General features: G+C 61.8%; 15 protein-coding genes. 10 read left to right on the top strand and 5 right to left on the bottom strand.

Going from position 1 to position 13,310, the window contains the following annotated elements:
* The first annotated feature begins 63 nt into the window (after positions 1-63).
* The 3 genes from K6M89_RS11115 to K6M89_RS11105 all read left to right on the top strand — a co-directional run bounded on the left by K6M89_RS11115 (position 64) and on the right by K6M89_RS11105 (position 3,906).
* Positions 64-1,545 (top strand): mannitol dehydrogenase family protein, encoded by a 1,482-nt coding sequence (locus K6M89_RS11115; RefSeq protein ID WP_222139460.1) that lies wholly within the window; start codon positions 64-66, stop codon positions 1,543-1,545.
* An 88-nt stretch (positions 1,546-1,633) separates the two neighbouring features.
* Entirely contained in the window at positions 1,634-2,323 is a 690-nt protein-coding gene (locus K6M89_RS11110) for an HAD family hydrolase (RefSeq protein ID WP_222139459.1), read from the top strand.
* Entirely contained in the window at positions 2,323-3,906 is a 1,584-nt protein-coding gene (locus K6M89_RS11105) for an FGGY-family carbohydrate kinase (protein ID WP_222139458.1), read from the top strand. The genes K6M89_RS11110 and K6M89_RS11105 overlap by 1 nt, the downstream gene beginning before the upstream one ends.
* A gap of 17 nt (positions 3,907-3,923) precedes the next feature.
* On the opposite strand, the gene K6M89_RS11100 is transcribed toward K6M89_RS11105, so the two are convergent.
* The gene (locus K6M89_RS11100) at positions 3,924-4,778 is read right to left on the bottom strand and encodes a MurR/RpiR family transcriptional regulator (RefSeq protein WP_097580476.1); all 855 of its coding nucleotides are present in this window, start codon (positions 4,776-4,778) and stop codon (positions 3,924-3,926) included.
* Between the two features lie 235 nt (positions 4,779-5,013).
* Between K6M89_RS11100 and K6M89_RS11095 the strand changes: the two genes are divergently transcribed.
* Positions 5,014-5,727 (top strand): sulfate transporter family protein, encoded by a 714-nt coding sequence (locus tag K6M89_RS11095; protein WP_097580475.1) that lies wholly within the window; start codon positions 5,014-5,016, stop codon positions 5,725-5,727.
* 3 nt (positions 5,728-5,730) lie between these two features.
* On the opposite strand, the gene K6M89_RS11090 is transcribed toward K6M89_RS11095, so the two are convergent.
* The gene (locus K6M89_RS11090; protein ID WP_222139457.1) at positions 5,731-6,156 is read right to left on the bottom strand and encodes a VOC family protein; all 426 of its coding nucleotides are present in this window, start codon (positions 6,154-6,156) and stop codon (positions 5,731-5,733) included.
* Positions 6,157-6,236: 80 nt separating this feature from the next.
* Here K6M89_RS11090 and K6M89_RS11085 point away from each other — a divergent pair, with 80 nt between their 5' ends.
* Positions 6,237-6,815: a TetR family transcriptional regulator gene (locus tag K6M89_RS11085; protein ID WP_222139456.1), complete on the top strand. Its 579-nt coding sequence runs from the start codon at positions 6,237-6,239 to the stop codon at positions 6,813-6,815.
* On the opposite strand, the gene nth is transcribed toward K6M89_RS11085, so the two are convergent.
* Positions 6,780-7,562, bottom strand: a complete 783-nt coding sequence (nth, locus tag K6M89_RS11080) for an endonuclease III (RefSeq protein WP_498072971.1) — start codon at positions 7,560-7,562, stop codon at positions 6,780-6,782. The genes K6M89_RS11085 and nth overlap by 36 nt on opposite strands.
* A 22-nt stretch (positions 7,563-7,584) precedes the next feature.
* Here nth and K6M89_RS11075 point away from each other — a divergent pair, with 22 nt between their 5' ends.
* Positions 7,585-8,082, top strand: coding sequence for a DUF2244 domain-containing protein (locus K6M89_RS11075; protein WP_097580471.1), 498 nt, complete (start codon positions 7,585-7,587; stop codon positions 8,080-8,082).
* A gap of 78 nt (positions 8,083-8,160) precedes the next feature.
* Positions 8,161-9,033, top strand: coding sequence for a methylated-DNA--[protein]-cysteine S-methyltransferase (locus tag K6M89_RS11070; protein ID WP_222139454.1), 873 nt, complete (start codon positions 8,161-8,163; stop codon positions 9,031-9,033).
* A 48-nt stretch (positions 9,034-9,081) separates the two neighbouring features.
* Here K6M89_RS11070 and K6M89_RS11065 read toward each other — a convergent pair whose 3' ends face one another.
* Positions 9,082-10,107, bottom strand: coding sequence for a sugar-binding transcriptional regulator (locus K6M89_RS11065; RefSeq protein ID WP_222139453.1), 1,026 nt, complete (start codon positions 10,105-10,107; stop codon positions 9,082-9,084).
* A 421-nt stretch (positions 10,108-10,528) separates the two neighbouring features.
* On the opposite strand from K6M89_RS11065, the gene tal reads away from it, so the two are divergent.
* From tal to K6M89_RS11050, 3 genes are all read left to right on the top strand, one after another.
* Positions 10,529-11,494 carry a transaldolase gene (gene tal / locus K6M89_RS11060; protein ID WP_222139452.1) on the top strand — a complete coding sequence of 322 codons (966 nt, stop codon included), beginning with the start codon at positions 10,529-10,531 and terminating at the stop codon, positions 11,492-11,494.
* A gap of 71 nt (positions 11,495-11,565) precedes the next feature.
* Positions 11,566-12,252, top strand: a complete 687-nt coding sequence (locus K6M89_RS11055; protein ID WP_246642397.1) for a DUF1345 domain-containing protein — start codon at positions 11,566-11,568, stop codon at positions 12,250-12,252.
* Positions 12,253-12,361: 109 nt separating this feature from the next.
* Positions 12,362-12,805: a DoxX family protein gene (locus K6M89_RS11050; RefSeq protein ID WP_222139451.1), complete on the top strand. Its 444-nt coding sequence runs from the start codon at positions 12,362-12,364 to the stop codon at positions 12,803-12,805.
* Between the two features lie 96 nt (positions 12,806-12,901).
* On the opposite strand, the gene K6M89_RS11045 is transcribed toward K6M89_RS11050, so the two are convergent.
* Positions 12,902-13,075: a DUF1328 domain-containing protein gene (locus K6M89_RS11045; protein WP_222139450.1), complete on the bottom strand. Its 174-nt coding sequence runs from the start codon at positions 13,073-13,075 to the stop codon at positions 12,902-12,904.
* Positions 13,076-13,310 lie beyond the last annotated feature (235 nt).

Raw genomic sequence — 13,310 nt, 5'->3', positions numbered from 1 at the left:
CAGGCATGCGAGCCGGGCGATGGCGCCCGGCCGTTTCGGCAAGACCTTCAAGAGGACTGGAACATGACGTGCAAACTATCGCTGGCAACGCTTCCGGACGCGGCGCGCACCGCCGCCATTCCCCGATATGACAGGGCGTCGCTGAAAGCCGGCATCGTGCACTTCGGGGTCGGCAACTTCCACCGGGCTCACCAGGCGATTTATCTCGACGATCTCTTCAACGCGGGCACGGATCACGACTGGGCGATCGTCGGCGCCGGCGTGCTGCCGTCCGATGCCGCCATGCGTGAGAGGCTTGCGGCCCAGGATTTCCTGACGACGGTGGTCGAACAGGACAACAACAAGACGGCGGCGCGCGTCACCGCGCCGATGATCGACATCTTGCCGGTCGGCGATCCTGCCGCGATCATCGCCAGGCTTGCCGATCCCGAGATCCGCATCGTTTCGCTGACGATCACCGAGGGCGGTTACTTCATCGATGCATCGGGCACATTCAACCCGGCCCATCCCGATATCGCCTCCGACGGAAACAGTCCCGACGCGCCGAAGACGGTGTTCGGGCTGATCGTCGCCGGCCTGAAGGCGCGCAAGGAAAAGGGCATCGGTCCCTTCACCGTCATGTCCTGCGACAACATTCCCCACAACGGCATCGTCACCGCCAATGCGGTGGTCGGCACGGCGGCACTTTCGGATCCCGCCTTCGCCGACTGGATCCGGGAAAACGTCGCCTTCCCGAATGCGATGGTCGACCGCATCACGCCGGCGACCGGCCAGCGGGAGATCGATTTCCTCAGGGACAATTTCGACATCGAAGACAATTGGCCGGTCTATTGCGAGGAATTCAAGCAGTGGGTGCTCGAGGACAAGTTCACCGCCGGCCGGCCGGCGCTGGAAAAGGTCGGCGTGACCTTCGTGCCCGATGTCACGCCTTATGAGCATATGAAGATCCGCATCCTCAACGGCGGACATGCGGCGATTGCCTATCCGGCGGCGCTGATGGACATTCATTTCGTGCATGATTCCATGGCAGATCCGCTGATTCGCGCCTTCCTCGCCAAGCTCGAAAAGGACGAGATCATTCCGATCGTGCCGCCGGTGCCGAACACGTCGCTGACGGATTATTTTGCGCTGATCGAGCATCGCCTGCTCAATCCGAAGATTGCCGACACCATTCCGCGCCTGGCCCAGGACGGTTCGAACCGCCAGCCGAAATTCATCCTGCCGTCGACGCTCGACAATCTCCGCCAGAACAGGGATGTCGTCGGCCTGGCGCTGGTCTCGGCGCTCTGGTGCCGTTATTTCGCCGGCAAGACCGATAGCGGCAAGGATATCGTCTTCAACGACGCCAGCGCCGAGCGCCTGCATGCGGCGGCGCTGAAGGCCAAGGACGATCCGTCCGCCTTCCTCGCCTTCGACGATATTTTCGGTGAGGTGGCAAAATCCGATCTCTTCCGCAAGCGTTTCGCCCATGCGCTCAAAACCTTGTGGGAAAAGGGCACGCGGGGAACGCTGCAGCTCTATCTCGACGGCAAGCTCGCGGTGTAAGGACCGGGTGGCGGTATTCGCGCCGCCATCCGTCCGGTCTGCGAGCGGCGCGGACGTGCGTGCGAATTGAACTCAGGTTGGGTCTTTCATGGCTGATGCTGAACCACGGCTGGTCATCTTCGATTGCGACGGCGTGCTCGTCGACAGCGAGCCGATCTCGATCAGCGTCCTCGTCGGCGCGATGAACGATCTCGGCGTCTCGATCAGCGAAGATCAGGCCTATGAGCGCTTTCTCGGCCGCAGCCTGTCGACGCTCATCGATACGCTGGAAACCGAATTCAACATCCATGCCAGCGAGGAATTCCTCGAACGCATCCGCACCGATCTCTACGCTCGCTTCCGCACCGAATTGAAGCCGATCGATGGCATTGGAGCGACGATCGACCGGCTCGGCATTCCGTGCTGCGTCGCCTCGTCCAGCCAGATGGAGCGAATCCGGCTGTCGCTTTCCGTCACCGGCCTTCTCGACAGGCTGCCCGACATCTTCAGCGCGACGATGGTCAAGCGCGGCAAACCGGCGCCCGATCTCTTCCTGCATGCGGCGCGCGAGATGCAAGTCGAACCTGGATCCTGCGTCGTCGTCGAGGACAGTCCGGCCGGCATTGCCGCCGCCAAGGCGGCGGGTATGACTGTCTTTGCCTTCACCGGCGGATCGCATGCGAATTTCGCCGGATACCGTGCCGAACTCGACCGGCTTTCGCCGGAAGTCGTGTTTGACGCCATGCCGGATTTGATACACCTTGTCCGCAACCATAAGCTGGACGGGACCAAGATTTGATGCGTGATCATGTGGTTGCGGTCGATGTCGGCACCGGCAGCGCGCGCGCCGGTGTCTTCGATGCCGCCGGCCGTCTGCTCGCCAAGGCAGAACATCCGATCGCGATGAACCGGCCGCGCGAAAACCACGCCGAGCACGATTCCGAAGACATCTGGTCGGCTGCCTGCACGGCGGTGCGCCGCGCGATGGCGCAATCCGGCATTGCCGCCGCCTCGGTCGGCGCGATTGGTTTCGACGCTACCTGTTCGCTTGTCGTGCGCGACGTCGAGGGCCGGCAGATCAGCGTTTCCACCGGCGGCGAGCAGCGTTTCGACACGATCGTCTGGCTCGACCATCGGGCGCTGAAGGAAGCCGATTTCTGCACGGCGACGGAGCACGGGGTGCTCGAGCATTCCGGCCACGTCATGTCGCCGGAAATGGAAATGCCGAAGCTGATGTGGCTGAAGAAGAAGCTGCCCGCCACATGGGAAAAGGCCGGTTACTTCTTCGACCTTGCCGATTTCATGACATGGAAATCGACCGGATCGCCGGCTCGCTCGCGCTGCACGTTGACGGCGAAATGGAATTATCTCGCCCATCTCGAAAAGGGCTGGCAGCAGGATTTCCTGCAGCGCATTGGTCTCGAAGATCTTCAGGCGCGCGGCCACCTGCCGGATGAGACGACGCCGGTCGGCGGCAGCGTCGGCCGGCTGACGCCGGAGGCGGCGGCAGTCCTTGGGCTGACCACCGATTGCCACGTCTCGGCCGGGATGATCGACGCCTATGCCGGCGCGCTTGGCGCACTCGGCGGTTATGCCGCCGATCCGGTGAAACGCGAGCATCAACTGGCGCTGATCGCCGGCACGTCGAGCTGCATCGTCGCCTTTTCGCAGGAACGCAAACCGAGCCACGGCATGTGGGGTCCCTATTACGAGGTGGTCTTCCCGCAGTCCTGGCTGGTGGAGGCCGGACAATCGGCGACCGGGGCGCTGCTCGACCATATGGTCCGCATGCATGCGGCGGGCGGCGAGCCGACGGCGGCGCTGCATCAGAGGATCGTCGCGCGCATTGCCGAGTTGCGGGCCGAGGAAGGCGATGCTTTCGGGGAGCGCATTTTCGTGCTGCCGGATTTTCACGGCAATCGTTCACCCCGCGCCGATCCGCATGCGGTCGGCGCCGTCAGCGGGCTGACGCTCGATACCTCCTTCGACGGGCTGTGTGCACTCTATTGGCGGTCCGCAGTGGCCATTGCGCTCGGCATTCGCCATATCCTGGAGAAAATGAAGGAATATGGCTACGTGCCTGATACACTGCATGTCGCCGGCGGGCATGTGAAAAACCCGGTGCTGATGGAACTCTATAGCGATGCCACCGGCTGCAAGGTCGTGGTGCCGAAGATGAACGAGGCGGTGCTGCTCGGCACGGCGATCGCGGCATCGGTCGCCTGCGGCCTGCACAAGGATTTGGCGGCAGCCGGCGAGGCGATGTATCCGGGCGGCCAGGAACGGCTGCCCGACAGGGCGAAGCAGGCCCTCTACGATCGCGATTATCGCCGTCTTCTGGCGATGTATCGGCACCGCGCCGAGCTGGAAACGATGCGGTAGCCGCCGAAAGCGCGGTTTCAGTGGTTGGCCGTCTCGCCGAGGACGGTTGCGAATTCCAGCATGCGGCGGCGGCGAAGCGCGGCCTCTTCCCCGACTTCGAGGATGACCGACTCCGACAGGCAATCGAGCAGGGCGATCAGCGGCGGAAGATTGTCGAGATCGGGGGCGCGGGCGGGCGGCAGGGGCAACATGACGTTGGATTGATCCGCCATCCAATCCGCCTGCTGCGGTGAAATCAGGACGACCTTGTAGCCGTAGCGCCGCGCGGTTCTGGCAAGCAGGCGCGCCTTGGCGAAGCGGCGACAGTCGATGATGACGAGCAGCGCGTCGTCGACCGCCGGGCGGGCAAAGAGGTCGGCAAAACGGTTGTCGGCGCCGTCGAGCGTGCGCACGCCGTCGCGGGCCTGTGTCAGCCGCTGGCAGAAGTGATTGGCGAGACTTGCAAGCCGTGCGTGGGTGGCGATCGAGACTTCACGAGCGGTGCTGATCAGGCTGACAGCTTCGGACCAGTGCGGCTGCGCCGTCAGATGATAGATATGATGGAGCGCCTGGATCTGTTCGGCGACCAGCACGGCGAGCGGTTTGCCTTCCGCAGCATCCGCATGCAATTCACTCATGGCGCTCTGCAACTGAGCCGGCGATGTCGTCACGGTCTCGCGGATCTCGACCTTGACGCTGTCCAGGCCCTGGTAGCCGAGCGCGCGCAGAAAACGCCCGACGGTCATGGGCGATAGGTCCAGCCGGTCGGCAACCGACGCGGCCGTCTCAAACGGCAGGTCATTCAGGTGTTCGGAGAAATATTTCGCGATACGACGCTCGGCCGGTGTGCCGCTTTTGACGTATTGCCTGAGTTTGTGCACAAAATCTTCCACATCAGCCTCCCCCGTCTTCCCTCAGAGGCGTTCCGTGGATGCGCTATCGCGATCCCTTGTCTTTGCAACTATTTTCGGAAGCTGCTTCTCAGGCCCATGCTTAATTCTATGGGCCATAATATTATATTAGCACTTATATTGCGACAAGTTTCTATTACAGCCTGCAATTTTATTCTCTCTTGTCGGTGGCATTCGCCTTTCCTACATCTTCTGCGCAACTGGAGACGCTGAAGAAATGATCCTTGACGCCGCTCGACTATCACTCGCCAACCTGTTCGCGCCGGAAACGCGTTCGGTCTTCTGGAAAGTGCTCGGCCTGACGATTCTGGTGCTGGCCGGTCTCTGGTTTGCATTGCGCGGGGCCTTCATGGCCTTCCTCTTTCCCTGGCTGACGGGCTTCTTTCCCGATCTGCCGGAATGGGCGGGGTGGCTCACCCTCGTCTTCGCGATCCTCGCGGGCATCGGCCTTGCGCTCCTGCTGGCGCTGTTGCTGTCGCCGGTCACGGCCTTGATCGCAGGCCTGTTTCTCGACGATGTCGCCGATGTCATCGAAAAACGCGATTATCCCGCGGACGCGCCGGGCACCGCCATGCCGCTCGGTCCTGCCATGGCAAGCTCGATCAAGTTCCTTGGCGTGGTGATCCTCGGCAATATCGTCGCCTTGCTGCTGCTGTTCATTCCCGGCGTCAATCTGGTCGCCTTCTTTCTGGTGAACGGCTACCTACTGGGAAGGGAATTCTTCGAATTCGCCGCCATGCGCTTCCGCCCGCCGCAGGAGGCGCGGCTTTTTCGCGCCAAGCATGCGCCCACCGTCTTTCTCGGCGGGCTGCTTATTGCGCTGTTTCTGATGATCCCCTTCGTCAATCTGCTGACGCCGCTCTTTGCCGCCGGCATGATGGTGCATCTGCACAAGCTGATTTCGGCTCGCGACACCGGTTCGCGCGCCTGAGGCTCAGCCGGGCAGGGCGGAGGCGTCGTACAGCGCGGCGAATTCCGCGCTCGGCGGGATCGGCTTGATGATGTCGATCAGCACGCCGTTCGGATCAGCGGTGATGAAGTGCCGCTGGCCGAAATCCTCATCGCGGATCTCTCTCAAAATCGGCAGGCCTGCGTTCCGGCAGGCCTCGTAGATACGATCGACATCCTCGACCTCGAAATTGAGCAGCAAGCCGCGAACCTCACCGCGCGCGGCGGCAGGGATGGTCTCGTGGCTGCCGTCCAGGATGGCGAGCGCGACATGCTCCGCCTCGACCGATTGCAGGTGAACGTACCAGTCGCTTTCAAAAAGCGCCTTGAAGCCGAAGTGGGCGCAGTAGAAGGCGGCGGTGCCCTCAACGTCGCCCGTCATGATGACAGGATAATAGCTGGTCGATTTCATCTCTTGCTCCTTCGCTTTTACATACAGTCTGTATGTTTTTTTGTATTAACATACATGCAGTTTGTATGTAAATAGACGGTATGAGCCGCAGCAATCGCGAGAGAACCGAACAGACAAGGCAGGCGCTGATCGACGCCGGGCGGCGTATCTTCGTCGAGAAAGGTTATGCCGAAACGGCGACGCCGGAGATCGTCGCGGCGGCAGGGGTGACGCGCGGGGCGCTCTACCATCATTTCGAGGACAAGAAGGCACTGTTCCAGGCGGTGATCGCGTGCGAGGCCCAGGATGTGGCCAAGGCGATCGAGGCGTCTTCGGCGCCGAAACAAGGACAGCGGGCTGCACTGATCGCCGGCGCTTCGGCCTATTTCGCCGCGATGGCGCAGCCAGGGCGAACACAGCTGCTGTTGATGGAAGCGCCTGCCGTTCTCGGATCGCCGGTGGTCGCCGCACTGGATGCGGAAAATGCGGAGGCGAGTTTGCGGGAAGGACTTGCGGCGTTTCTGCCGGAGGCAGGCGCCTTGCTCGACCCGCTGACATCACTGCTGTCGGCAGCTTTCGACCGCGCCGCGATCGCGATCGACGCCGGCGGGGACAGGCGGGATTACGAGCGGGCGATCGCCGTCTTACTCGACGGCCTCGCCGATCACCTGCGGCGGTAGCTCGACGAGCGGCGCCGGAATATCCCAACTTTTGTCCGGCGATTTGCAGATGTCGGCGATGACGCAGCGCTCGCATTCGGGGCGGCGTGCCTTGCAGGTGTAGCGGCCGTGCAGGATCAGCCAGTGATGGGCGTGATAGAGGTAGTGTCTCGGAACCACCTTCATCAGCCGCGCCTCGACCTCGTCGGGCGTCTTGCCGGGGGCCAACCTGATGCGGTTGGCGATGCGGAAAATGTGAGTGTCGACCGCCATCGTCGCCTGGCCGAAGGCCATGGACAGTACGACATTGGCGGTCTTGCGCCCGACGCCCGGCAGGCGGACCAGTTCCTCGCGCGTTTCCGGTACTTTGCCCGCGAATTCGTCGACCAGCATCTGGGAAAGCGCGATGACGTTCTTTGCTTTGTTGCGATAAAGGCCGATCGTTTTAATGTAATCGCGGACCTTCTCCTCGCCGAGATCGAGCATTTTCTGCGGCGTGTCGGCGACCTTGAAGAGCGCTCGCGTCGCCTTGTTGACCCCGGCGTCGGTGGCTTGGGCGGAAAGCGCCACGGCGACGACGAGAGTGAAGGGGTTGGTATGCTCGAGTTCGCCCCTCGGTTCCGGCCGCTGCACCGAGAAACGGCGGAAGATCTCCTCGCGCTCAGCCACGGAATAGGCGGTTTTCACCGCCGCTGCCGGTTTGCGGCGGGTGATGCCATTCGAGTTTTGGGACGGTTTGCCAACGGATTTGAGTTTCGGATTCGCCATGGAGAATCTATACTCAACGGCCATGATGGAAAGCAACGCCGACAGCTTCAACGAAAAGCCTGTTTTCGCAGCCGAACTCTTTCCCCACCGATCGCTCGGGCGCAAGGGCTTCAAGGTGCTGCTCATTTTGTCGGGCGCCGTCTGCTTTCTCTACGGCATGTTCTTCACCGTGACCGGCGCCTGGCCGATCGGCTTCTTCTTCGGGCTGGATTTCCTCCTGCTTTACGGTGCTTTCTGGCTGAGCTACCGCTCCGGAAGGGCGCGCGAGGAAGTCACGGTGTCGCGCACGGATGTTTCGGTGCGCAAGTTTGCGCCGTCGGGGCGGATGGTGGAACATCATTTCAACCCGTTCTGGGCGCGGTTCCTCGTCCGCCGGCATCAGGAAATCGGCATCCTCTCCATGCAGATTTTCGGCGAGGGCCGGCGCACGGATGTCGGCTCCTTCCTGAACCCTGATGACCGCGAGAGTTTTGCCAAGGCTTTCAAAGGGGCGCTCGCCACGGTCAAGCAGCGTCTCTGAGCCGATCCGCCGGAGGCGCAAGAATCGGGTGGTTTGGCCGTCCGCCCTTGATTATCTCCTGTCTAAAGGAGAAAAACGATGAATATGATCGCGAAGCTCGACACAGATATCACCCCCGGCGGCCCCGACTACGATACCGTCCGTCGGGTCATCGAACTCATCAGCGAAGAATATCGCGACCAGCCCTCGCTGGAAGCGATCGCGGCGCGGCTGAATCAGTCCCCAACGCAGCTTCAGAAGACCTTCACCCGCTGGGCCGGCCTCTCTCCCAAGGCCTTTCTGCAAGCCGTCACGCTCGACCACGCCAAGCGGCTGCTGCGCAAGGAAGAGATGCCCTTGCTCGAAACTTCCATCGAGGTCGGGCTTTCCGGCCCGAGCCGCCTGCACGATCTCTTTGTCACCCATGAGGCGATGTCTCCGGGCGAATGGAAGGCGAAGGGCGGCGGCCTAACGATCCGCTACGGCTTCCACAGTTGTCCCTTCGGTGCGGCTCTCGTCATGGTCACGGATCGCGGCCTCGCCGGCCTTGCCTTCAGCGACAGCGGCGACGAAAAGGCCTGCCTGGAAGACATGACCTGCCGTTGGCCGAATGCTGAATACATCGACGACCGGCAGGCGACGGCTCCCTATGCCGAGCGCATCTTCCAGCCGGGCCGCTGGACGTCGGACCAGCCGTTGCGGGTCGTCCTGATCGGAACCGATTTCCAGGTCAGCGTCTGGCAGAGCCTGCTGAAGATCCCGTTCGGCAAGGCCGTGACCTATAGCGATATCGCCAGGGACATCGGCCGGCCGACCGCCATGCGCGCTGTCGGGGCTGCCGTCGGGGTCAATCCGATTTCCTTCGTCGTGCCCTGCCATCGCGCGCTTGGCAAGAACGGAGCATTGACCGGATATCATTGGGGCCTGACCCGCAAGCGGGCCATGCTCGGCTGGGAATCGGCGCACGCCTGAGGAGAGCGGCGGGTCGTTCGCCGCTGCCGCCCACCCCGCATTGCCGCGCTATCGCTCCGGTATTTCTCTCCGCTGAGGAGAAGAGGCTGACGGTGATGTCTCAGCCAATTCCAGCAGCGCCCGCGCCGCGCTTTCGTCGGTGATCAGCGTATTGCAGCCGATGCGCTTGATCGTGGCGCGGATGGCGACGGCACGATGGGCGCCGCCGGAGGAAAGCACGATGTGCTTGGCTTCCTTCAGCGTGTCGAGATCGACGGACATCACCCGACGATTGATTGAGTGGTCGACCGAATTGCCATCTCTGTCGAGGAAGTTGAACATGGTGTCGCAGACGCAGCCGGCGTCGATCAGTTCCTGCAGTTCGGCCTTCGATATCCAGCCTTCCGACAGCGAAGTCGAATGAGGACCGATATCGCCGCAGCTGACGATCGCCAGATCAAGATTCTCGGCGAGACGGTAGATCGTGTCCAAGCCGCACTTCTCGATGAGATTGCGTTTGGTTTCTACGGAATCGACCAGAAGCGGCGCCAGGAACATATAGCATTCGGCGCCAAGCTGATTTGCCAGCCGCCACGTGTAATCGATCGGGTTCGTCTGGTGGACGGCGACGATGCCGCCGAGCAGCGACACGACCTTGCAATTGGCGCGGCGCGGTGGCCGGAAGCTCGACAGCGAGGCGGTCATCGTGCGGCCCCAGCCGACGCCGATCGTATAGTCGTCCGGGATGGCCTCGGAAAGGAACTGGCCAAGCGCCAGGCCGACATTCTTTGCCAGCGAGGCGACGTCGCCATGGACCGGCGCCGGCACGACGATCGCCTCGTCGAGGCCGTAGGCGCGCTCCAGCTTCACGGAAAGCTCGACGCAATCGCCGATCGAATCGTTGATCCAGATCTGGACTTCGCTGCGCTTCATCGCCTCGTCGAGCAGCCGGATGACGGTGGTGCGGCTGATACCGAGCTGTTCGGCGACATCCTTCTGAGTCAGGCCCTCGTTGTAATAGAGCCACGCGGCCCGCAGCCGCAGCGAGGATGCCTCCGAATAGGCTGTATGCGTTCCGCGTTTGAGCTTGACCACATGTCCTCCAGCCGAGTCCTGCCCTAAATCCCATCAGGAATGAACGGCTGTCGCGGCGCGTTTGTTGCCGGGATAATGACGGGTGTGACACTTATGTCAATTGAAATGCACAAATGTCCTTGACTTTTCCTCGGGCGAATGGCGATAGTCCCGGCGACACGAAGTCGTTCTGTCCGTCCGAGGAGGACATAGTGCGGGCATGCCGAAAGTCACGACCGGCCTTCCAGCCGCAGGCGACATCGCTCGCGTTCGGCGTGCGGTTTGTCCGCGGGAACATGGCCACTGTCCTTCACGTTTATGAATCATCCGTGACGGATGTGCGCATTTTCGCCTGCAGCATGCCGACAACCTGTCGGTAGATCACCTTTGCCGGGCGGAACTCGCGCCGGTCGCAGCCCAAGTTCAACAAGGATTATTGATCATGACATCCAAGCTTGACCAACTCCGCGAGATCACCACCGTCGTCGCCGATACCGGCGACATCGAGGCGGTCGCGCGCCTGAAGCCAGTCGATTGCACGACGAATCCGAGCATCGTGCTGAAGGCGCTCGGCACACCGATGTTTGCCGATGCCATCAAGGAAGCCGTCGCCTGGGGCAAGTCGCAGGGCGGCAATCCTGAAGCCGTCTCCTCCGCCGTCGCCGATCGCCTCGCAATCTCGGTTGGCGCTGCGCTGGTAAAGCTTGTCCCCGGCCGGGTCTCGACCGAGGTCGATGCCGACCTGTCCTTCGACACCGAGGCTTCGCTTGCCAAGGCGCGCTCGATCATTGCTGCCTATAAGGATCGCGGCATCGAACGGGACCGCATTCTTATCAAGCTCGCGTCCACCTGGGAGGGCATCCGCGCCGCCGAAGTGCTGCAGAAGGAGGGCATCGACTGCAACCTGACGCTTCTCTTCAGCAAGGTCCAGGCGATCGCCTGCGCCGATGCCAAAGTGTTCCTGATCTCGCCCTTCGTCGGCCGCATTCTCGACTGGTACAAGAAATCGACCGGCAAGGATTACACCGCCGAGGAAGATCCGGGCGTCATCTCCGTGCGTGATATCTATAACTATTACAAGGCGAACGACATCAAGACGATCGTCATGGGCGCCTCCTTCCGCAATGCCGGCGAAATCGAAGCCCTTGCCGGCTGCGACCGGCTGACCATCAGCCCGGCGCTGCTTGACGAACTTTCCAAGGATGAGGGCAAGCTGGAGCGCAAGCTCTCGCCCGAGAGCCGCAAGCCCGACGCCAAGGTTTCGGTCGACGAGAAGACCTTCCGCTGGATGATGAACGAAGACGCGATGGCGACGGAAAAGCTCGCCGAAGGCATCCGTGCCTTCGCCAAGGACCTGACGACGTTGCGCAGCATGGTGCAGAAGGAACTGCAGCTCGCTGCCGCCTGATCGAGGTGCGCAAACAATTGGAGGCGCGGAGGCCGGCCTCTGCGCCTTTTTCGTGCTGATATCAACGGCCTATGCGGCCGGAGGCAACGATAGTGCAAGAGAAGCTGGCAAGTTCTTTGGTGACATTTTTCCGAAGACATGCAAGCTTCATCATCGCTTTCCTGGCCGGGCTGGCGGTCTTTCTGCTGGTGACGTCGCGTGAGGTCAGCGCCCGCAACATCCTGTTCGGATGGAATGCGAGCGCCGGCGTGTTCATCGTGCTCAGCTGGCGCAAGATGCTGCAGGCGACGGTGGAAAGCATCCGCGAACGCGCTGCGGATCTCGATTTTTCCGATACGGTCCTTTTGGCCCTTTCGATCGGCGCGGCCGTTGCCAGCATCGCCGGTATCGGCCTCGAGCTTCATTCGATCAAGGAGGCTACACCCGACGTCGCGCTCACGCGGGCAGGCGGCGCCGTGCTGACGATCCTGATCTCCTGGGTTTTTCTGCACACGCTCTTCACCATTCACTACGCCCATTATTTCTATGGCGGGGCCGACGAAGAGCGCGGCTTGAAGTTTCCCGACGGGATCGAAGAGCCCAGCTATTGGGACTTCCTCTATTTCTCCTTCACCATCGGAGTTGCGGCGCAGACGGCGGATGTTGCAGTCGGGTCGACCGGCATGCGTAAGCTGACGCTGCTGCATGCCGTGCTGTCTTTCCTGTTCAATACGACGATCCTGGCGTTGGCGATCAATGTTGGCGCAAGCCTGCTATAATGCGCTGCCACCGCGGCCGCGAGGATCGGAGAACCGGCTGGCCCAGCATGGACGGGGAAGCTGAAGCAAGAGCGGCTGGCCGATCGCCGCCTTTCGACCGGAGGGTAAGATGGAAAGCGCCTCAAGCCGGCTGCAACCGGCCGATCTCATTCTTCTCCTGGGCAGGCTTCTGCTGTCGCTGATCTTCCTGCACGAGGGGTTGTCGCTTGCGGCCGATCCCGCCGCGACCATAGACACCTTCGAAAAACTGGGTCTTTCGGCGCCGATCGCCTTTGCCACTATCGTCCTTCAGATCGGCGCCGGCCTTTGCGTTGCGACCGGGTTCCTCAGCCGGCTCGGCGCCTTGGCGCTGGCGCTCTTTTGTCTGGCAACCGCCTTTCTCTTCCACACCAACTTTGCGAGCCAGAACGAGCTCCTGCATTTCGAGAAGGATCTGGCGATTGCCGGCGGCATGTTCGTGCTGGTGGCTGCGGGCGCGGGATCGATATCGATCGGGCATCTGCTGAAAAAGCGGACGGACCGTATGCACCGCTGGCTAAGGGCGATGTTATAGCAGGCGCAATCCTGCCCCGCTGCCATCGAAAGGCCGGATAGAGAGCGAGAGACGTGGCTTCAGGCCGGCGGCTTGCCAAATGCTGCTGGCCGCAACTTACAGAACTGCCTGTCCAGCCATCAGTGCAAGGACCAGGAAGATCAGGAAGATCACCAGGGCGATGCCGAAGAGCACGCGGGCGATGGTCGCCGTGGCTGCGGAAACACCGGAAAATCCGAAGAAGCCGGCGATGATCGAAATCACCAAAAATATCAAAGCCCATTTCAGCATGGCGTCATCCTTTGCTTTTGCGTGAGAAGACGCGGCAGCTGGGAAATTGTTCCAGATCGTTGGCATCGGACCGCATTGCCTCGGGGTGAAACGCGGCTCACTTCAAAGCGTACACCGGCTGTGATTTGCCGATCGATGATCAATCACCGGCAACCATCGTCCAAGCTGCGCTCCGATATGGCCTGGCGCGACGGCAGGCAGTTGCCGGCGCTTACAGCCAAACCACCCGAGCCTC

This window comes from Rhizobium croatiense, assembly GCF_019793465.1.
Taxonomy (GTDB): domain Bacteria; phylum Pseudomonadota; class Alphaproteobacteria; order Rhizobiales; family Rhizobiaceae; genus Rhizobium; species Rhizobium croatiense.
Note: the sequence above shows the minus strand (reverse complement) of the source record. Positions and strands in the feature narration are given on the sequence as shown.